The 19784-nt window shown below is 56.5% G+C and carries 21 protein-coding genes and 1 pseudogene; 5 read left to right on the forward strand and 17 right to left on the reverse strand.

The annotated features are described in order from the left end of the window. Nucleotides 1–45 precede the first annotated feature (45 nt). Nucleotides 46–1092 (forward strand): phage late control D family protein, encoded by a 1047-nt coding sequence (locus ACM530_RS24840; RefSeq protein WP_242198016.1) that lies wholly within the window; start codon nt 46–48, stop codon nt 1090–1092. 153 nt (nt 1093–1245) lie between these two features. Here ACM530_RS24840 and ACM530_RS24845 read toward each other — a convergent pair whose 3' ends face one another. Continuing rightward, on the reverse strand, nt 1246–1566 hold the full coding sequence (locus tag ACM530_RS24845) for a hypothetical protein (RefSeq protein WP_242198014.1): 321 nt from the start codon (nt 1564–1566) through the stop codon (nt 1246–1248). 131 nt (nt 1567–1697) lie between these two features. On the opposite strand from ACM530_RS24845, the gene ACM530_RS24850 reads away from it, so the two are divergent. The 3 genes from ACM530_RS24850 to ACM530_RS24860 all read left to right on the forward strand — a co-directional run bounded on the left by ACM530_RS24850 (nt 1698) and on the right by ACM530_RS24860 (nt 3729). Continuing rightward, nucleotides 1698–2261, forward strand: coding sequence for a glycoside hydrolase family 19 protein (locus ACM530_RS24850; protein ID WP_242198012.1), 564 nt, complete (start codon nt 1698–1700; stop codon nt 2259–2261). Beyond that, nucleotides 2243–2785 (forward strand): lysis system i-spanin subunit Rz, encoded by a 543-nt coding sequence (locus ACM530_RS24855; RefSeq protein WP_242198010.1) that lies wholly within the window; start codon nt 2243–2245, stop codon nt 2783–2785. The genes ACM530_RS24850 and ACM530_RS24855 overlap by 19 nt, the downstream gene beginning before the upstream one ends. Nucleotides 2786–2934: 149 nt before the next feature. Next, nucleotides 2935–3729 (forward strand): DNA adenine methylase, encoded by a 795-nt coding sequence (locus ACM530_RS24860; RefSeq protein ID WP_242198008.1) that lies wholly within the window; start codon nt 2935–2937, stop codon nt 3727–3729. Nucleotides 3730–4012: 283 nt separating this feature from the next. Here ACM530_RS24860 and ACM530_RS24865 read toward each other — a convergent pair whose 3' ends face one another. The 9 genes and pseudogenes from ACM530_RS24865 to ACM530_RS24905 all read right to left on the reverse strand — a co-directional run bounded on the left by ACM530_RS24865 (nt 4013) and on the right by ACM530_RS24905 (nt 11490). After that, on the reverse strand, nt 4013–4984 hold the full coding sequence (locus ACM530_RS24865) for a hypothetical protein (protein WP_242198006.1): 972 nt from the start codon (nt 4982–4984) through the stop codon (nt 4013–4015). Between the two features lie 619 nt (nt 4985–5603). Further along, nucleotides 5604–6587 (reverse strand): DUF3644 domain-containing protein, encoded by a 984-nt coding sequence (locus ACM530_RS24870; RefSeq protein ID WP_242198004.1) that lies wholly within the window; start codon nt 6585–6587, stop codon nt 5604–5606. A gap of 529 nt (nt 6588–7116) precedes the next feature. Next, the gene (locus tag ACM530_RS24875; protein WP_242197999.1) at nt 7117–7332 is read right to left on the reverse strand and encodes a hypothetical protein; all 216 of its coding nucleotides are present in this window, start codon (nt 7330–7332) and stop codon (nt 7117–7119) included. Between the two features lie 449 nt (nt 7333–7781). After that, nucleotides 7782–8832: pseudogene (locus ACM530_RS24880) on the reverse strand (tyrosine-type recombinase/integrase). Nucleotide 8833: 1 nt separating this feature from the next. Beyond that, entirely contained in the window at nt 8834–9070 is a 237-nt protein-coding gene (locus ACM530_RS24885) for a DUF4224 domain-containing protein (RefSeq protein WP_416363405.1), read from the reverse strand. A gap of 2 nt (nt 9071–9072) precedes the next feature. Continuing rightward, nucleotides 9073–9294, reverse strand: coding sequence for a hypothetical protein (locus tag ACM530_RS24890; protein WP_416363406.1), 222 nt, complete (start codon nt 9292–9294; stop codon nt 9073–9075). Between the two features lie 70 nt (nt 9295–9364). Continuing rightward, nucleotides 9365–9550 carry a hypothetical protein gene (locus ACM530_RS24895; protein WP_416363407.1) on the reverse strand — a complete coding sequence of 62 codons (186 nt, stop codon included), beginning with the start codon at nt 9548–9550 and terminating at the stop codon, nt 9365–9367. Between the two features lie 731 nt (nt 9551–10281). Further along, nucleotides 10282–10587, reverse strand: a complete 306-nt coding sequence (locus ACM530_RS24900) for an NIPSNAP family protein (RefSeq protein ID WP_416363408.1) — start codon at nt 10585–10587, stop codon at nt 10282–10284. Between the two features lie 579 nt (nt 10588–11166). Continuing rightward, nucleotides 11167–11490, reverse strand: a complete 324-nt coding sequence (locus tag ACM530_RS24905; RefSeq protein ID WP_145161003.1) for a hypothetical protein — start codon at nt 11488–11490, stop codon at nt 11167–11169. Between the two features lie 636 nt (nt 11491–12126). Between ACM530_RS24905 and arr the strand changes: the two genes are divergently transcribed. Continuing rightward, nucleotides 12127–12543 (forward strand): NAD(+)--rifampin ADP-ribosyltransferase, encoded by a 417-nt coding sequence (gene arr / locus ACM530_RS24910; RefSeq protein ID WP_416363409.1) that lies wholly within the window; start codon nt 12127–12129, stop codon nt 12541–12543. 29 nt (nt 12544–12572) lie between these two features. On the opposite strand, the gene ACM530_RS24915 is transcribed toward arr, so the two are convergent. The 7 genes from ACM530_RS24915 to ACM530_RS24945 form a co-directional block, all read right to left on the reverse strand. Continuing rightward, nucleotides 12573–12830, reverse strand: coding sequence for a hypothetical protein (locus ACM530_RS24915; RefSeq protein WP_416363410.1), 258 nt, complete (start codon nt 12828–12830; stop codon nt 12573–12575). Between the two features lie 108 nt (nt 12831–12938). Further along, a complete protein-coding gene (locus ACM530_RS24920) occupies nt 12939–13700 on the reverse strand; it encodes an SDR family oxidoreductase (RefSeq protein ID WP_416363411.1) in 762 nt (253 codons plus the stop codon). Nucleotides 13701–13738: 38 nt separating this feature from the next. Further along, nucleotides 13739–14566 (reverse strand): EamA family transporter, encoded by an 828-nt coding sequence (locus ACM530_RS24925; protein WP_416363412.1) that lies wholly within the window; start codon nt 14564–14566, stop codon nt 13739–13741. Between the two features lie 74 nt (nt 14567–14640). Next, on the reverse strand, nt 14641–15546 hold the full coding sequence (gcvA, locus tag ACM530_RS24930; RefSeq protein WP_242197986.1) for a transcriptional regulator GcvA: 906 nt from the start codon (nt 15544–15546) through the stop codon (nt 14641–14643). Nucleotides 15547–15609: 63 nt separating this feature from the next. Beyond that, nucleotides 15610–17031: an efflux transporter outer membrane subunit gene (locus ACM530_RS24935; protein ID WP_416363413.1), complete on the reverse strand. Its 1422-nt coding sequence runs from the start codon at nt 17029–17031 to the stop codon at nt 15610–15612. After that, nucleotides 17028–18593, reverse strand: coding sequence for a DHA2 family efflux MFS transporter permease subunit (locus tag ACM530_RS24940; RefSeq protein ID WP_416363414.1), 1566 nt, complete (start codon nt 18591–18593; stop codon nt 17028–17030). The genes ACM530_RS24935 and ACM530_RS24940 overlap by 4 nt, the downstream gene beginning before the upstream one ends. Continuing rightward, nucleotides 18586–19695, reverse strand: coding sequence for an HlyD family secretion protein (locus ACM530_RS24945; RefSeq protein WP_416363415.1), 1110 nt, complete (start codon nt 19693–19695; stop codon nt 18586–18588). The genes ACM530_RS24940 and ACM530_RS24945 overlap by 8 nt, the downstream gene beginning before the upstream one ends. Between the last annotated feature and the right edge of the window lie 89 nt (nt 19696–19784).

Here is a 19784-nt window from a genome sequence, read left to right on the forward strand (position 1 = left end):
TTTGATCATGACCCGCCCTGTGCGGGTTTTTTTTGGACTAAATCCATGACTCCCACTTTTCGAATCGTCGCCGACGGTGCCGATATTACAGCCAAGATCAATGATCGCCTGTTGTTGCTTCGGACTTCAGACAAGCCGGGAATGGATTCCGACGAGTTTGAATTACGAATAGATGATCGTGACGGCCAAGTGGTACTGCCTCGGCGCGGCAGCTCTGTCGAGATCTATCTGGGATATGCCGAAACATCCCTGAAGCGCCTGGGGCGTTATGCGGTGGATTCGGTCGAGGTGTCCGGACCGCCGGATACGATTGTGATAAAGGGCAAGGCCAGCGACATGCGAGGCAGCGGCAAGACCATCCGTAGTGGTAGTTGGGAGGACGTGCCGCTGTCCAACATTGTGGCTGACATCGCCGCACGCAATGGATGGCAAGCGGGGTGCCAGGTAGCGACGAAGGTCGCGCGCGTGGATCAACTCAACGAGTCTGATTTTAATTTCATGACGCGCCTGGCAAAGCAGTACGACTGCACGGCTAAGGTCGCAGACGGCAAGTTGTTGGTGATGCCGCGCCAGGGCGGGCAGACCGCCAGCGGTAAAGCGTTCGGTGCGATCACCCTGACCCGCAGTGACCTCAGCCGATGGCAATTCAGCTTGGGGGATCGCAATTCGCACAAGGCCGTATCGACCAAGCACCAGAACAAAAAGGACGGCAAGTTAGTGGTGGTCACCGTCGACAACGTCGATGCTCCTGATGGCTTGCCGGCGGTTCATACCGACCGACATATCTATCCGAACAAAACCGCCGCTGAAGCGGCCGCCAAGGCCCGTTTGGCAGCGTTCAATCGTTCGACTGCTGACGTGCGGCTTGAGATGCGCGGGCGGACAGATCTGTTCGCGGAGCGATCAATCAACGTGCAGGGTTTCAAGGTTGGTCTTGATGGCGAATACATGGCGGATTCGGTCGAGCAGGTGTTCACCCAATCAGGCTGGTCGACCACGGTGGAGTGCAATGCGGGCAAGCAAGGTAAATCCAAAGGCAAGAAAAAGAAGGAAAAGAAGCCGCTCAAAGTATTGAGCGTCGAGAAGCAGTAGTGGATCGCATCGCTGAGTTAGTGCGGTTTTTTGTGTCTGTGAGTGGACCGCGGCTGCATAAGCATAGAACCGAATGCTCGCCGCCAAGCCGGTGTTTTTGCTCCTGCACGATACATACGGAGCATGATTTACTACGGCATCGTGGAATTTTCGTCAGAAACCCTGCCTATATTTTAAAGTGTTATCCCAGCGACAAGGGGGCGCTTTAACTTCGCTAAACGAGCCGTCAAGACTCGCTTTAATGCGGGTAATTTGCATATGTCCCGACGAGGTGAAAGGGAGTTTTGACGTCCATGTTATGCAATATTGCCCTTGATCAAGGAGGGCAACTTTGCAATTTAGCAGTCCGCACTCCCCAAGCTTTTTCACCGCTTCAAAATCATGAACGCTAGATTGAATATCGACCAGGGAAGCCCCGGTTTGAAACTCTGCACTCAATGATAATAAAGCCTTGTTCAGCCGAATTTGCTCCATAAAGCCTCCTGTCCTCACGCTAGCAATAAAGGCTTACTGCCATTAGTAGAGAGGGTGATCTTCTCAAAGTTGAAAAAAAAATGAAACAACCGTCAGAGTTCGCTCATCGGTTTTTTTGAATGGAGAAAGCCATGCCAATCACCGAACATCAGTTACTGCAAATCCTCCCGAACGCCCGCCGCCAAGCGGGCGTTTTTGTATCCGCCTTAAACGCAGCCATGATCAACCGTAAGATCGATACGCCGAAGCGCCAGGCGGCATTCCTCGCCCAGGTGGGACACGAGTCTGGTCAGCTGCAGTACGTCCGCGAACTGGGCGGCGATCAGTACCTGAGCAAATACGACACCGGCGCCCTGGCTGCCAAGCTTGGTAACACGCCGGAGGCCGACGGCGATGGTCAGCGGTATCGCGGTCGTGGGTTGATTCAAATCACCGGCCACGACAACTACCTGCGCTGCAGCCTGGCACTGTTCGGCGATGAGCGATTGCTGCGCACGCCGGAATTACTCGAACTGCCCCAATGGGCCGCAGAGTCTGCCGCATGGTTCTGGTCTGTAAGCGGGCTGAATGCGCTCGCGGATCAGGACCAGTTCAACACGATCACTCGCCGAATCAACGGCGGCCTTAATGGCCTGGAGGATCGGCTGCAGTTGTGGGCCAGGGCGAGGGCGGTGTTATGCGTCTCTTCGATCTGATCCCGGCGCAGTTCCGTATCGCTGCTATCAGCTTGCTGTTAGTGGTGGTGGTCGCAGGATCTGCAGCATTGGCCTGGACTGCTCAGGACTGGCGTTATGGCAGCGTGCTGGAGCGGCAAACCCGGCTGCAGGCGGACACCCTCAACGAAATATCCCAAGCGTTTGCTGCTCAGCTGCGTACAGAGCAGGACAAGCGCCTTGCCCTAGAGCTCCGCCTGCATAACAAAGACGAAACCCACTACAAGGAATTGACCGATGAGCAAATCAAGCAAGCTCGTCTGCGTGATCGCCTGGCTACTGCTGATCTGCGGCTGTCAGTCGTACTCGCCGCAACCGAAACCACCGGCAGCTGTTCAGTGCCAACCACCACCGCCACCGGCCGTGTGGTTCATGGCCCCACAAGAGCCCAACTTGACCCAGCGCATGCTCAACGAGTTATCGGAATCACCGATGCCGGCGACCGAGGATTGATCGCCCTGCGGGCCTGTCAGTCCTACGCAAAAGAAGTTTCTACACCGAAGTAAAAGGAGCGGCCGGGCAGGATGCGTCAACATCCAATCCGGCCACCTTCCCCGCAGAACGTCCCTGCAAGTCCAGCCATGGCTCCTGCTTCGTGCACAAAGCGGAGCGAGCCTAGCACTGTTTATCCATACAGCAAAGGTCTTGCTTTTATATGTCCACACCCATCATCTCTTGGATGGGCGGCAAACGCCGCCTGGCCGACCGCCTTATACCTCTCTTCCCACCCCACGAATGCTACGTTGAAGTCTTTGCCGGCGGCGCCGCGCTCTACTTCATGCGTCCCCAGGCCGCGCCGGTTGAGGTCCTCAACGACATCAACGGCGACCTGGTGACGCTGTACCGCGTCGTGCAGAACCACCTGGAGGAATTCGTGCGCCAGTTTAAATGGGCGCTCAGTTCCCGCCAGGTATTCGAGTGGCAGAAGATGACCCGTCCCGAAACTCTCACCGATATCCAGCGTGCCGCTCGGTTTTTCTACCTGCAGCACCATGCCTTTGCCGGCAAGGTGACCGGGCAGACGTTCGGCACCGCGACAACTGGTCCAGCTATCAACCTGTTGCGGATCGAGGAAAATCTATCTGCAGCGTGGCAGCGCCTGTCCGGCACCTACGTTGAGAATCTGGGCTGGCTTGAGTGTGCCGAACGCTACGACCGCGGCCATACCTTCCACTACATGGATCCGCCTTACTGGCAGACCGCCGGGTATGGCGTGGATTTTCCCTTTGAGAATTACGAGCGCATGGCTGACTTCATGCGGCGCTGCAAAGGGAAGGTCATGGTCAGCATCAACGATCATCCGGACATTCGGCGGGTGTTCGAGGGCTTCCATTTTGAAGCGCTCGACATTCGTTACACCACAACCAACCAGCGGCAGGGAAAAGCGGAGGTCAGCGGCGAATTGGTTATCATGAACTGGGAGCCGGCGGCCTTGGGCGGGCTTTTTTGAAAGCGTACCGATCTCAATCCGTGTTGTTAATTATATCTTCCGGTAACGTGTTACTGGAGTCATAAGTCATCCCCGTTGTTCCTGCTCACGGCCTCCACAATTTAAACCCGTCGCTCACTGAGCGGCGGGTTTTTAGTGTCCGTAAAACCAAAGATTGACCCTCGTTGGGGAGGGCTAATGGTCAGCTTAATTCTTAGACGCTAAATAGCCGCTATCGACAATAGCGACTTATTCATAATTTATTAATGGACACCTTAGTCAAATCATCTTGCCTGCAAATTTATTATTCGTAATTCAATTCACCGAATAGACTGTACATTAGGTCCCCTTTCAGAACCTCAAATGGAAGGTCCACGTAGTCATTCCGGTGACGCGGTAGAGCTTTACCATCGTGAGGTGCATTTTTAGTATGTCCCTGCACTTGCTCCCCGTTCTCTTTGATGTAAGGCAGTACAACGATTCGTCCATGGTTCTTGGATAGAATCGTACCTTCAAGCCACATCGCTTCTCCAGTCTCCGAATTACCTGAAGCACCTACTTGCTTCACTACCCACTGCGGAACATTGCTATTCTCGTACCAAAACACAAAGCTACCCACGATCAAAACCCGCTGCCCTCGATGCAGGGCATCTGCGAGCAATAGTTTTACGCTTGAAAGATGTAGTAGCTTATTTGCGCGAGGAAGAAGGGCATCACGAATTGCAGCTTTGGTTCGGCCCCAGTGGTCGGTACCACTCATCCCAAACCCTCGCGCGATTTTCTCGCGGTAAGCATAGACGGCCACCTTGTGACTATTACCTCCAAAGCTGCGCCAAGTGTTATTCCCCTCGCATTCAAGACGCACGCCGTACCGCGCCAAGAAAACCAGCTGAACATAGGGGTGTTGCAGTAGGCATTTATGAAGTTCTGCTCTTAGGACGTCATTATCACCCAAGACAGTCAGGTCATCCTGTCGAGGTCGAGGGTCCGCTTCATGACGCTTGATAGCTTCCATCAACATGAGCCTTTCCTCGCTCATCAAACGTTCTTCAGCTGTCAGCGCTTTTTGCACCTTCAAACGCATCGACTCGGTCTGTTGAAATGGCAAGGTTAGATTGTTTACAGCATGTTCAAGCAGCAGATTTGTGGATTTGGCCTCCGTGACAGCAGTGTCGTAATCTCGATAGATAATCGAACCAAAGCCGCCCTGAGCGACCTCGTCGCGACGAAGGTACCAATCAATATTCCCGTCCGGCTTCAGCTGTAACTCAAACATATGCCAGACGGCATCATTTTTGACGCATGGCTGTGGCCAGCAACCCAATACGGGTAGGCGGTCACGGTGTCGCCTCAATGACTTCATGGTAAGTCGCTCTGTTTACCTGGATGCTTGATCTTAGGCAGAAGCATTCCTACAAAGCCATTAGTTCTACTCAATCTTTCTTTTAGCGATCGTTGTAAGCTGCCTCCGTCACGCTGTCTTAGAAAGGGCTGCCTTTATACGCCGTCGATCGAAGCTGTCCATGCCAGTCAGATTGTGACCGGAAGTAGTCTGTCAGATTATTTATATTGAACATCATCAGGGTTGCTGCTGGCTAGCTCGATTCTGAACTGTTGGACGGCCGCTTTCGACCGATTCTGTTGAAAAAGTCGGTCTGCCCAAACTGCCTGATCATTGACTGGAGAAAACACCTTTTTTGCACGCTGCTACGTGAAATCCGAGTCCGGAAGCCTCTGCCTAAAGTAAAGATTTCAATCTCGGGGGCGTACTTTTCTGATGCGCAAACCATGGCCGGCTTTTTCAACAGAATCGACCCAAAGCAGCCATTGGGCGAAATCGTAGACACCTCATAGGCAAGCTTTTGTCGATTCAGAAACGCCACGCGGCGCATACCTTAGGTGAATTCCTGTTTTCGAATTTCGCACTCGGCTAGTACATTTTCTAGCCAAGATTCATACCAGTACCACGTGTTCATTACGGTGACACCAAAACCTTTCCCTTGTTTCTTTGCATCGTGGAACTGCCACATTTGGGTGTGATGCATCATATTGAATCGTGGGTAGCCCGAATTTTTTACTTTTTCAACAATCTTTGAAGGTAAGAATTTAGGGCGCTCAATCTCTTTGATTTGAATATACTTAGTATTCATGCCCTGAGCCATTTCAGATCCCGGCTTAATGAATTCAATAACCTGATCTGCCTGGCCCTTGTGGTTCGCAGTTTTAGGAACAAAAAAAACACGATATGAGAATTTTGGATCATTAAACTCCTTATCGGTCAAAGTCAAATCAAATGCAGTTATATAAGCACGAATGTTTTCAGGAAGGCCGTCCGCTTGTGATAGTCTATCTACTTGATCCTTGTTTAATGACGAGAATTGCAGGCTAAAAGACAAATGCTTATCTATTCCAAAGCTATCACCAAATAACGACTTAATTAGTTCATTGTAGTTTAGGCAGCAAGCCTGAAATCTAGCGCTTAACAATTGATCTATTCTAGTCGTCATTTGGTGTTCGATCTCATGCCTCAATCCGATTAGAAATCTGAGGTTGTTCGCAGCACTCACATCAACTGGTGATTCTGCTTGATTCAAACACTTCTCTAGCTCCCAATGCTTTACAGCACCCTTAGAAGTTTTTTGAAATCTTTTCCGCTTCCCTACTAACTTAAAGTAGCGATATTCAACCCCTTTTTTACGGTAAAAAGCATGGAGCAGATAAGTCCAAGAAATCATCATCAGAACTATAAATATCTCGGATTTAAATGTGAGCGCAGGGTTGTTGAATATCTGGACTGAAGCGAGGGCTGCTTCTCTCGATTTTTTTATAAGCTCACCGGCCACAGAACCAACCGATCGCACTCTTTTCGCTGGTACCATTCTCATTATCCTTAATTTGAATCACATGTGGTTAACATACGGCTATGAGGATGACCGTTGCCCGCGCTCAGCACCAGCCTTTTGCTCCGAAATCATAGCGATAGATCTCGGGAAATCTAGGCTGCGCTTGCGGTTTGATGAGTTGAGTGGTGGTCTCGATCCGACACTTAGCCGAACGTGGATGGGCGAATTTGAGGCTATCCTGTGAATTGAATTAGAAATGCCGCTTCCAGGGCTGCCACGACCCTTTTGCACGAGCGACCGCTCTTGGCCGATTCTGTTGAAAAAGTCGGTCTGCCCAAACTGCCTGATCATTGACTGGCGAAAACACCTTTTTTGCACGCTGCTAGGTGAAATCCGAGTCCGGAAGCCTCTGCCTAAAGTAAAGATTTCAATCTCGGACGCGTACTTTTCTGATGCGCAAACCATGGCCGACTTAATCGGCCGAAAGCAGTCAGTCAGTCAGAAGAATTAATATTGCCCATCATCAGGCTTACCGGCAGCGATACTGAAATGACATAGAAGTGGCTTAGCCGGCACTTGAACCCTTGAGCTTGGCTAGGCCCTGTTTGATATGGCCGGCGTTTTCACCAATCGTTTGCAGTGCTCCGCGGACATTCTCCCCCACCTCTGACGCCCCCTGCAGTTCGACATGCAGTGTCAGCTCCATCAAGGCGGCCTCAAGCCCCAACTGGTTGGTGTACATCCTCTCCACTACATCTGACAGCGAATAATCACCTGGCATGGCGTCGACTCCTTTCGAAAAAAGTACAAGCATAGTACCGGTAGTGCCCTTGTCAGGCAGGAATCGCAAATTGCTACAAAGCGAAGCGACTACGGCAGGTTAGACAAGCTGGCCGGTGCATTGGAGGAGGGCTATGCCCTATGCATCATCGGATCGACTATCCAACAGTAGGCGACGATGCGCAAAATCCATTCCGCAATCGATGCAGAGCCGCCCGATTTTAGAGGCCTCTAAGGCCGATTAAAAATTGATGACGCGGAATTGAATTCTGCCTAATTACTTGATTAGTAACACTATTTTGGTGGATTGCAAATCCGCCTACGCCGGTTCGATTCCGACCTCGGCCTCCACTCTTAGAAACCCCGTAGATTAACGTCTAAGGGGTTTTTTATTGCCTGCGGGAAAAGGGTCGCGTACCAAAACTTTTGGGTAGGCGTACCAAAACTTTTCTATTTTGTTGGGTTAGCGATAGCACCGACGCGGACGTAAATCTTCTTCGTAGTCTCCTGTTTCGAGTGTCCAAGCAGCCGGCTGGCATCGCCTAGGTCGAGGATTTCAGAGGCGGCCTTCGGTCGGATATCCCTGAACTGAAATCCGGCGATTTTGTGAGCCAGGGCCTGGTCTCCATTGGCAACGGCTTCCGCTACCGCTTTCGACCTCGCGTCATCCCCACCGCTGGCATAGCATCCGCTCGGATACCTTCTTTCCCGACTTGTTCACGATCAGATAGCCGGAATTGTATTTCTTCGGCCTAGCGATGATTCGCTCAATGAGCAAGCCGAGGCTGTTCTTTTGCCCATCAACTTCCATGAGGATCCTGATCTTCTTGGATGTCTTGCCCTGGCCAACCCGCAAATACACCCCTTCGACATCCTCAATCCGCATCAGCCGAACATCGGCGGGCCTCTGGCCCGTCAGATAGGCGAGATCCATCGCCTCCTGCAACTCGATCTCGCCTTTTGGTAGACAGCCTTCCAGACCACGTCGTTGGCGTAGTAATCGCGTGGCGTCTCCTTGTTCTTTCGCACGCCCTGGCAGGGGGGGCTCCCTGTCGGTCAAACCCCACTCACGAGCAATGTTGAACACATGAGAAAGCAGCGCGATCTCCCGGTTTGCTCTTGTCTTGGCCGTTCGCTTATCCCGATATGCTGCGATCATGAACGGCGTTATCGCGTCGATTGGGATCTCATCAAAAACTGGTCGTAACTGGCGGAGCTCGGCTGCATTGTCGCGCTGTGTGCGCTCTGACTTTTTCGGAATAATGTCCCGTTTGTACCTGTCGAAAATCCCGCTCATTATTTTCAGATCGGCCGGGATTGCTTTCGCCTCAAGTTCCGCCCACTTCAAGCGGGCTTGGGTCAAGTCGCGGCCCAACTGGATATCAACTCCGTCGGTACCGCGATAGATATAGCTGACCCACACCTGACCATTTTTACGCTTGCGATTTACCTGATACATCCGTTGGGGGAGGTGGCGGTTGTGGGCCTTCCGTGGGCGCATTTCATTTCACTCGTGATAGGTCAAAAGCCCACTGGGGAGCTTCTGTGGGCGACTTGTTCTGTGAATCTGCCGGCGTCCCCAGCTGCATTCTTGCGTAGAGGCGTCCAACTAGCGGGCGCTTGCCTCGGCTTTCGACGTAGTGCCAATACCGGTCGTCAAGCCATCGGCGCTGCCATGCTCTGGCCTTGTACCCGGTGATCTCAGCGAGCTCGTCGTCTGAGAGGATCTCTGTTTCCATATTTACCTCCCGCCGGCCGCCGTGGGCCGCGCTGTTTTAATGAAGTGAACGATTAAACCGGAGGTGATCAGCATCCAGCCGCAGGTGCCGGCGAAGGCGTAGAGGATGTCGGCCGTTCCGCCGTCCGCCAGAAGGCGTGGGGCGATCCAAAAGAACCAGCCGCCGCTTCCGACCAGGTACAGCAAAGCGCCCAGCAGGGGCAGGGTGAGTTTGATTGCGAACATGTGGTGTCCTTGCCGCGGTGGGCGGCAGAAGGTGGGCCTGCCGCTAGACGGCAGGATGTAATGGGGGTTGTTACATCAAGGAGGCTAAATAGGCCTCTGCGATTTGCTTACGCAGTTCCTGACGCTCGTGAAGGTTGATGAGGCGTCGCATAAGTAGGCGGTTAGTCCATCTGTCGTAGTCGCGGAAGAAGCGATTTCTGGATTTGCGGCTGGCCACAGGGACAATGGCGATGACTGCTTCTGCAAAGTTTTTCATGAGGTACTCCTAGTGTGATGAGCCCCTATGTTCAACGCGGCGAACTGACGGTTTCCCGACTATTTGCAGTTGGCATTCATGACCTCGGCCCCTTGTAGATGAAGACGCAGGCGAACCAGAGGGTGGCTGGCACCGTGCGCAAGATCATGGCGTCACCTCACCGCGTGCCCACCAGCAGACAGGGCCGTCATCGGTGTCGTGGATCGCCAGGCAGAACCAACCTTCACCTTCAGGGCGGTCAGGATCCCATTAAGTGCAGTCCGGATCACCAGCTTCGAAACAGCGCTCAGACACCGCTTCGTCGCTGTGGTATTGGAGCTGCACCATCTTCACCTTCAATTGCTGTGCAGCGAATCAGGCCTTTCACTCATCACCGTCGCCCTCGTCGAAATCGGGCATTCCTCGCCGGGCCATGCCCGGGCAGTGGAGTTGATTGGTTTGAACTGCTGATTCCACGAGGTGCCGAAACAGCTACCACCCAGAGGACATATCGATGACTGAAGAAAAGAAGAAAGAACCCGAGCAAGAAACCCCGGCGCATTCCACCGAGGAAGAGCGGGAGCGCCTGAAGGACTTCAACAAAGACGGCATACCGCCTGGCGCTTGCTGATCAGCTCGCCAATTGACGCAATAGCCGCCGGCCAATCCAGCGAACCACGGTGACGGCCTTGCTGTCGCCGATCGCCTTGTAGCGGGGACCGTCCGGGCACTCGCTGGCTGGCTTGCTGCTTTCAATAGAGTACTGGACGCATGAAGCTTCTCTCAGTACTGACGATGAATCTCTTCTCCGCCGCCAGTGCGAAAGTACTCACGCATTCGGGGTCAGTTTTGGACTCTTCGCGATAACGCTCGTACTCCGCAAGGCTCGGAAAGCTGAAAAGGCAATAGGCGACGTTATTAGCACCCTCGGCAGGAAGGAAGTACCCGTGGTGGGTGCCTCCCATTCGGTTGACTATGCCAATCCAAAGTCTCGAATAGTTTTCAAAGGCGTCGATTTGGTAAGGGTCAATCTGATACTTCAGGTGGCAGGTGATCACGCTAGTCGTCCTTGTATAGTTTGAATGAGCAGTTTAATGGACATCCATGTGATAGGTAAAACCCGACTAGGTGCTGGGCTTTTTGCATCTGCCACCGCCGTGCTACGGTTCCGCCAAATCAAAGAGTCAACGACGACAAAACACATTAGCGTTTGCCGGTGGGTCGGGCATCGTTGGGCGGACTGCCACAAGGTGGTTTCGCGAGCGATAGCCCGGTATGCCCTTGCAGGTGGCGCCCGGCTTGAGCGTGATGCTTTCGCTGTCAGCCGTGCTGGCCTCAACGGCGGTTCCCCGTTTTCAGCCGGGCTGTATAGGCCCCAGCTACTTGCGAACGCCGAGGCGTATCTGGATGAATTGCGCCGCGCAGGCGCGGTTATTCGCGAAGACATTGAGTTACCGTCACCTGGTGACAACACGAGGCAACTTTCAAAGTGAAAAAGGAACGGCTCTATTCAACTAAATAGATCCGTTCCTTTATCAGTCATGGAAGCAAATAACGCGATTTATACCGACGCTGCACTATTAAAAGGCTGACAGCGAAAGTAGATTTGATCACGCCCTTCGATTATGGCGTGACAGTTATCCCCCAAACGGCCCACTCTTTATCTGCTCGCCTTTTTTCGCACAAGAGGGCGGGTTGGACATGCCGAAGGTCAAGATATTGCCGCCGTTGATAATGCAGTTGAATTGCTTGTTATCGTTGGTTTTCAGCAATACGTAGGTATTGGTGCCCTGGGTTTGACGATTGACAATAGTCAGGTCCGCAGGGGCGTAGCCCAGTGCGCCGGCGCTTTGCGATTTCACGTCATCATCGCTCAACATGTTGGTCTTGCCTGCGAGCGCATTGCAGCCGCCCAACAACGCCACAGTGATGACCAGTGCAAATAACTTGTGCAGTGACATGTTCCTTATCCTTTTGCCTATAACACGTGAATTAAGCGCTTATGCGGTTCAGCTATCGTCAATTAACAGCGCAAGTGATAAACCTGCGCTGTTGTTTCGCGATGGCTGTTAACAAGCGTCAATTATAAAATGTTACAAAAAGTTCCAGAGAGAAATCTCTTGTCTCTCCGTCTCCATTACTTGTCTGTGTGTCTCGTCGGTGACCCCCGCACCGTCATCGCCTGCGAACCCTCGCAGTTGAACCTGTAAGAAAATGTAACCGTTCGTCGGAACCCACGCACTATCAAAGGGATACAGAGGTCGATCTACAGAACAAATAAGACAGGTAGCTATGCGATCTCTAATTTTGGATATGCCTAACGGGCGCCAGCTCGTAGAAGAACTGGACCTGGCAACGGAGCAGATGATGGCGACGCCCGTCGAGCAAATTGGCGGTGAACAATGGCAGGCGGCATTTGCCAGGCAGCAACGGGCGTTCAGGCTGTGGAGCGATTATCTGCATTGCAAGGCTGACGGCAGGGGGCTGGACTGTCCTCGTAAGGTTGCTTAGGCGTTTGACTGTCAGTTACAAGAAGGGCATGCCTTGCTCTGCAGACGGGCGGGCCTGGCACCACGCATCCTTGGAGTAGCGAGCCCATGTCAAACGCCGCCAGCATGTTTACGCGACAGTTCTTTCACGGCACTCGGGCTGACCTCGAGCCGGGAGACATGATCCGCGTTGGTTATCCGTCCAATTTCACCGAAGGGCGTGCGCTGTCCTGGGTCTATTTTGCGGGCACGTTGGACGCCGCTATCTGGGGGGCCGAACTGGCACTTGGCGATGAGCGCGAACGCATTTATGTCGTAGAGCCCACGGGCCCGACCGTGGACGATCCCAACGTCACGGATAATAAGTTTCCCGGCAATCCGACGCTGTCCTATCGCTCCCGCGATCCACTGCGGGTCGTCGCCGAAGTGACCCAGTGGCAAGGGCATTCGCCAGAGCGGTTGCAGCAAATGAAGGACAATCTTGCCCGTTTAAGGGCCGAGGGCGGCGATGTCATCCTCGACTGATGGACCGGTACCTGCGCGTTGAATAGCGACTAAGCCTGGGCCTCGGACCTGGTGATACGCTGCGCTTTGACCTCATCTGCATACAGGCCAATTTTCCCTTGCTGAGCTGTCAGCAACGTGCATATTTTCATCAACGCCACCGCTTCGGCCGGCGTCCTGCCAGTGCCGGCCATGGCCGTCAGTTCAACCACTGACCAGCCGATAACAGCCGCCGCATCTTCTAGGTCATAAAACAGTTCTTGCTGCGCAGTCCTGAGCCCATCGAGCCCCTGCATCAATTCTTCCATCTGCTACCTACCTGACATTGGTTGAAGTCCAATCCATTCACCCCCATCCCTCTTTCAGCCAGGTCTGGGGATTACCAAATACCTCATGAAATCCCGTGCGTCCTGCCCTCACTTGCCCCCAGTGACGTCAAGAAACGTGCCGGTAATGAACGACGCTTCATCGCTCGCCAGCCACAGGATAGCCCGCGCAACTTCTTCGGGTTGTCCGCCGCGGCCCATGGGGATTGAGTCCTTGACCCGATCCACCCGACCCGGCTCTCCGCCACTGGCGTGCATGTCGGTGTAGATATGGCCGGGGCGGATGCAGTTGACGCGGATGCCGTCTCGCGCAACTTCTTTGGCGAAGCCGATGGTGAACGTCTCCAGGGCGCCTTTTGAGGCAGCGTAGTCGATATATTCGTTCGGACTGCCAAGCCGGGCCGCGCCCGAGGATACGTTGATTACAACGCCGCCGCGGCCGTTATGGCGATGGGACATGCGTTTGACCGCTTGTTGCGCACACAGCATCGGGCCGATGGCATTGACCGCGAAGATGCGCTGCATGCGTGCAAAGTCGAGGTCTTCGAGGCGCGATTGTGGTCCGAGTATGCCCGCGTTGTTGACCAGCACATCGATGCGGCCGAACTCGCGGTCAATCGCGGCGAATAACGCCGCGACCTGCTCCGGCTCTGCGCTATCGGCGCGGACCACCAGCGCTCGCCGTCCGGCGGCTTTCACGTCATTCGCCACGGCCAGGGCGGCGGCCTCGTCGGACACGTAGCTGATCGCGACATCGTAGCCGCGCGCGGCGGCCAGACGTGCGGTGGCCGCACCGACGCCGCGGCTGCCACCGGTAATCAGGATGACAGGGGCCTGGGGAAGGGTGCTCATAACGCGTAAACCTCACTGTGTGACAGCAACGGACGGCCTCAGCCGATAAGTACAGTGCCGAGCGCAATCACCGCACAGGCCAGAAACTTGCGCAGCGTGAATGCCTCGCCGAGAAACCGATAACCGATCAGCGCGGCAAACAACACGCTGGTTTCGCGCAATGCAGACACCGCGCCCATGGGCGCAGTGGACATGGCGTAGATGATGATCCCGTAGGCCAGCAGCGAGACCAGTCCGCCGCCCAAAGCCGTCGCGACACCGGGCCGCCAGCTGAACAAACTGCGCGTCCCACGTAAACCGATATACACCAGAGGCATCAACACGCCCCACAACGCGCACATCCACACGGTATACGCCAGAGGCGCGCCAGACAGCCGTGCGCCAACACCGTCGGTCACGCTGTAAGCCGCAATAAAAACCCCAGTGCCCAATGCGTACGGCAGGCTGGGAACGGCAAGCCTGCGTTTATTGAGCGCCAGGGAAATGATGCCGCCAGACACCAGCGCAATGCCCAGCAGCGCAGCGCCGGTGACTGCTTCCCCGACAAAAACCGCAGCACTCAGGGCGATCAGAATAGGCGAGGAACCGCGGGAAATCGGATAGGTTTGCCCCAGGTCGCCAACCTTGTAGCTGCGTACCAGAAACAGGTTATAGCCCACATGCAGTACCGCCGACAGCCCGGCGTAGCACCAACTGGCCCGGGCGGGCGGCGCCAGGAACGGCGCGATGAGCACGCTGGCAGTGGCCACCGCCAGGCACATCACCGTCATCGACCACAACCTGTCGGCGCCGCCACGCAGCAGCGCGTTCCAGCTGGCGTGCAGGAGGGCGGCGAACAGAATGAGCAAAACGATATGAAAAGGCATGCGCCATCCTAAGCAACGGCGCGCCTGCACTAAAGCGAAGTCCCCTCATCCTGGCATGAGCAAACGTTCATGCTTTAGCGGTAACTCAGTTGAGCCTGCTGTGACGCTTCCATCAGCCAGTGACGAAAACTGACGACGTGGGGCTGCGATTCGATGCCTTTTGGGCAGACAAAATAGTAGGCCACCGGGGAGTCGAACGGCACATCAAACAGCCTGACCAAACTGCCGTCGCGGATCTGCGCTTCGACATGCCCGCTGCGCGCAAGCGCGACGCCCTGGCCCAGCAGCGCAGCCTCGATGGTCATGTTGGTGTCTGCAAACCGCACACTTTCCTTGAGCGCCGCGATGCCCGTGCCGACATGCTGGAACCAGGCCTCCCACTTCGGCACCAAGTCTGCGCCGTCGCGCGTCAGCAATGGGTAACGCAATAACTGCGCAGGCGTTTGTGGCATGCCAAAGCGGTGCAGGAGATCGGGGCTGGCCACGGGGAAAATCTGTTCCCTGAGCAGAAACTCCGAGTGCAGGCCCGGATAATTGCCATTGCCCAGGCGGATCGCCACGTCAGATTCACTGCTGGAAAAGGTGATGGCCTTGTCGCTGGTTTCCAGCGTGATCAGAATTTCCGGGTGCTGCTGCGACAGACTCGGCAACCTGGGAAGCAGCCATTTGAGCGCAAAGGAGTAAGTGGTGCTGACCTTGAGGCGCACCCGGCCTTTGTGTTCCCGAAGGTCAGACAGGGTGGCTTGCAGGTTCATGAAAAACTCACGCACGATCGGCGCTAGCGCGGCGCCGGCGGGTGTCAATGTCAGCGACTTGCCGCGCTGAAAAAGCTCCAGACCCCAAATCGCTTCGAGGTGTTTTAACTGATGGCTGACAGCACTTTGGGTGACATGCAGTTCCTGCGACGCCGAGGTGAAGGTGGCATGCCGTGTGGCAACCTCAAAGGCGCGCAAGGTGGCGGTGGGCGGTAAGTCTCTCATCGAATGCAAGCCGGTAGCCATGAATGAAGGCTCATGGTAGTTGATTTGCCGCCAATCGCCTGCTCACCGTGTCCATCCCAGCCCCAGTGCCTTGTGCAGCGACGCAAAATCCTTCAGTAGCTCTGCGTCCGCGGAGATCCGGCTTTCTTGCGCCTGATAGCGCGTGCGCTCCGCATCCAGCCAATCCAGCGTACTCGCGGTACCTGCACGGTAACGCTGACGCGTCAGGTCGGCTGCACGCACTGCGGAAGATTCCACCGTGCGCAACAGCAGCACGTTCTGGCGCTGGTGCCCATAACGCGCCAACGCCACGTCGGCATCGCGCAAGGCACTCAACACCACGCTTTTATAGTTGGCCAGGGCCTCGTCACGTCCAGCCTCTGCCCCTTTGACGCTGGCGGCAACACGGCCGAAATCCAGCGCGTTCCAGGTGATCCGAGGCAGGATCAACCAGGTGCCGTTGTCCTTGCGTGCAAGGTGCCCCGGGTCACCGGCCGAGAATGACAAGTCGCCCATCAAGCTCAGTTTGGGAAACCAGTCTGCGGTCTTCTCGCCAATCTGGGCATTGCTCGATGCCAGTTTGCGTTCGGCGATGCGGATGTCCGGGCGTGCCTTCAAGAGTGCGGCCGGGTCGGCGACCGGCACCGCCTCCGGGATAGAAGGCAGGGGCTGCGCGGTGGCCAGTTGGCTGTCCAGCTCGCCGGGTTCCAGGCCGCAGAGCAGGCCAAGCTGGTCGAGCGATTCGACGATGGCGGCTTGCAGCGGCAGGCGTTGGGCCTGGGTGTTTTGGGCCTGTGTCAGTACCTGCTCCAGTTGCAGTTGCGAGGCCACGCCGCGCTCGCGCCGTTGCTGGGTGAGGTCCAGGGCCTGGTTTTCGATGCCGACGCTGGCGTCGACCAATGCCAGGCGTGCTTGCTGGTCGCGCAGGTCGGTGTAGGCCTGCACTATTTCCGCAGCCAATTGCACTTGGGCGTCAGCCAGCTGGGCTTGGGAGGCGTCGGCCTCGGCTTGGGCGGCTTCGACTGCACGGCGTGTGCCGCCAAACAGGTCGGCCTCCCAGCTGGCATCGAAACCGGCGAGGTACAGGCTCAACGGGCCGCGGCCACCGCCATTGCTGCCACCCAGCGCGGAGGTGTCTGGGGAGCGCAGTTTGAGCATCGCGGCATCCCCGGTGACCTTGGGCATTGCGTTGGCTTGCGCGCCGCTGAGGCTTGCGCGGGACTGCTTGAGGCGCGCCTGGGCCGTGGCAATGTCCGGGCTGTTTTGCAGGGCTTGCTCCACCAATTGGTTCAGTTGCGCGTCGCCCAGGGTTCGCCACCACTGCGCGACACCGGGAGCGCTTACCGATGCGCTGTCAGCGTGCGGCAGGTGCCCGGCCGCCAGGGTTTTTGGCGCGACGTTGGGGGCGCCGTGGTAGTCCGGGCCGACGGTGCAAGCCGACAACAGGCCGACAGTCAGCAAGAGGGGAAGGGTGCGAGGAATCATCGTTGTACCGTGCGCTTTTTCAGGATGAAGATCAGGGGCAGGCACGCCAGCATCGCGAGGCCCAGTACATAAAACGAGTCGTTGTAGGCCATCACCGAGGCTTGTTGCGCAATGTCATTGGCCAGTTGTGCGAACGCCTGCACCTGCGCTGTCGATGCATCGCCGGTTTGCGCGAGGTAGCTGGCGGTGTGGCTGGCCATGTGGTCCTGCGCCAACTGGCTGTTGGCCTGGATGCCTTCGCGCAGCCTGTCGTCATGAAAATGGCTGCGCCGGTCCATCAGCACGCCGAGCAAGGCCAAGCCGATGGTGCCGCCCAGGTTGCGCGACATATTGTAAAGCCCGGCGGCGTCCCCGGCGTCACGGGTCTCGACCGAACGCATCGACAGTTGGCTGAGCGGCATCATCACCAGAATCTGCCCAAAACCACGCAACAACTGCGACCAGACAAAGTCGTGCCCGACACTCTCTGTGGTGAGTTGGGTGTCGACAAAGCAGCTGGCCCAATACAGCAACAGCCCGGCCCCGACCATCCAGCGCAGGTCATAGCGGCCGAGCATGCGCGGCAAAATGGGCATCAGCAAAAACGCCGGTATGCCCGACAGCAACATGATCGCGCCGGACTGCTGCGCGTTGTAGCCCGAGAGGATGCCCAGGAACTGCGGCACCAGATACGCCGTGCCATAAATCCCGGCGCCCACGGCGGTACCGATCAACAGCACGCTGCCAAAGCTCTTGTTCAGCACCAGTTGCAGTCGCACGATCGGCGTACTCGAGCGCAACTGCCCGACCGCAATCAGGAAAAAGCCGATCACCGTGGCGATGCTCAGCCACGTGATCAGCAGCGAGTCGAACCAATGCTCACGCTGGCCTTCTTCCAGTACCACCGTCAGCGAACTCAGGCCCATGGCCAGGCCGAGGATGCCCAACCAGTCGGCACTGATGAAGCGTTGCAGGTTCATGCGCTCGCTTGGCAGGCCGGTGATCAGCAGGGTGATCAGGGCGATGCTGATGGGCAGATTGAGAAAGAAGCACCAGCGCCAGTTGATGTTTTCCGTGAGCCAGCCGCCGATGACCGGGCCGAGCAAGGGGCCGAGGATCACGGTCATGCCAAACATCGTGGTGCCGATGGCCAACTGGTGCGGCGGCAGGCGCGTGCGCACGATGGTTTGCGCGGTGGGAATCATCGCGCCGCCGGCGAAGCCCTGGCCGATGCGCCCGGCGATCATGGCGCCGAGGCTTGAGGACAGGCCACAGAACATCGAAAACGCAGTAAACATCAAGGCCGTGCCGATCAGGAACCGGCGCAGGCCGAACACCCGGGTCAGCCAGGCGGCGAGGGGGATCATGACGATTTCCGACATCAGATAGCCCGTGGCGATCCACGTGCCTTCGGTGCCGGTTGCGCCGATTTGCCCTTGAATCTGTGGCAGCGCCGAGTTGGTGATCGACACGTCCAGCGTCGCCAGCAGGGCGCCGAGTGCGCCGGCAGCCACGGCGATCCAGTCGGTCAGCGAGGCGTTGCGCGGTTTTTCTGTGGCCTCGGCCATCAGCGCTTCAGCCATGATTGGCGTCCGCGGCATGGGTGCGGGTGTCGACGTCAACGGTTGCCGACAGGCCAGGCATCAACGCCGCGCGCACCTCATCGGGTATGTCCAGCGAGATGCGCACCGGTACGCGTTGCACGATTTTGGTGAAGTTGCCGGTGGCATTCGACGGCGGCAGCAGCGCGAACTGCGCCCCGGTGCCCGGAGACAGGCTGTCGATATGGCCTTGCAGATCACGCCCTGGCAGCGCGTCCACGTGCACGCTGACAGATTGGCCGGGGCGCATGTCGCCGATCTGGGTTTCCTTGTAGTTGGCGGTCAGGTAAATCGCGCTGATCGGCACCACTGTCAGCAAGCGAGTGCCGGGCTGCACGTACTGACCGACACGCACGCCGCGGTCGGCCACGCGCCCGTCCAGCGGGCTGCGAATCACTGCGTCATCCACGTCCAGTTGGCTTTGCGCCTCGCTGGCCTTGGCCACGCCGAGTTGCGCCTGGGCTTGTTTGAGTTGTGCTTCAAGCGTGCCATAGCGGGTCTGACTGGAGCGCAAGGCGGCCTGCTTGGCCGCCACGGTGCTGCGGGCCTGGGACAATTGGTTATTCAGCTGCGCCAGGCGCTCTTCCGGCTCGGCACCTGAACGCGCCAGCGGGGCGTAGCGCGCGACTTCGGTCTGTGCGTGTTTTGCATCGGCCTCGGCGCCTTGCAACTGCGCGCGCGCTTCGGCAATGGTCGAGTCCTGCTGCACCAGGTCGGCCTGGGCCTTGGCGTAGTCGGCCGTGCGCGCGGCGATTGTTGCCGAGGCTTCATCGCTGACGGCCTGGTATTTGCGCGCATCCAGGCGCACCAGCACATCGCCGCGCTTTACGTCCTGGTTGTCGCTGACCAGCACTTGGGCCACGTAGCCATTGATTTTGGGCGCCACACTGATGCTGTCGGCTTGCAGGTAGGCGTCGTCGGTGGTCTGGATGAAACGTCCGGTGAGCCACCACCAGGCAGCCCAACCCACAGCACCCACAAGTGCGACGGTGGCGATGGTCAGCAGTATCCGTCGAGCCTTGCCGCGTTGACGGTTGACGGTGTCTTCAGGAATGACCTGAGGCGAGGGAGGTGCAGCGGACATCGGGTCACTCCAGATTTATAACAGATGGAATAAATTCCATTTTTCGCGAATTTTTGTCAACTGGTATATTTTGGTCCGGTATTCGAAAG

It is taken from the genome of Pseudomonas sp. NFX183 (genome assembly GCF_047943075.1).
Taxonomy (GTDB): Bacteria; Pseudomonadota; Gammaproteobacteria; order Pseudomonadales; family Pseudomonadaceae; genus Aquipseudomonas.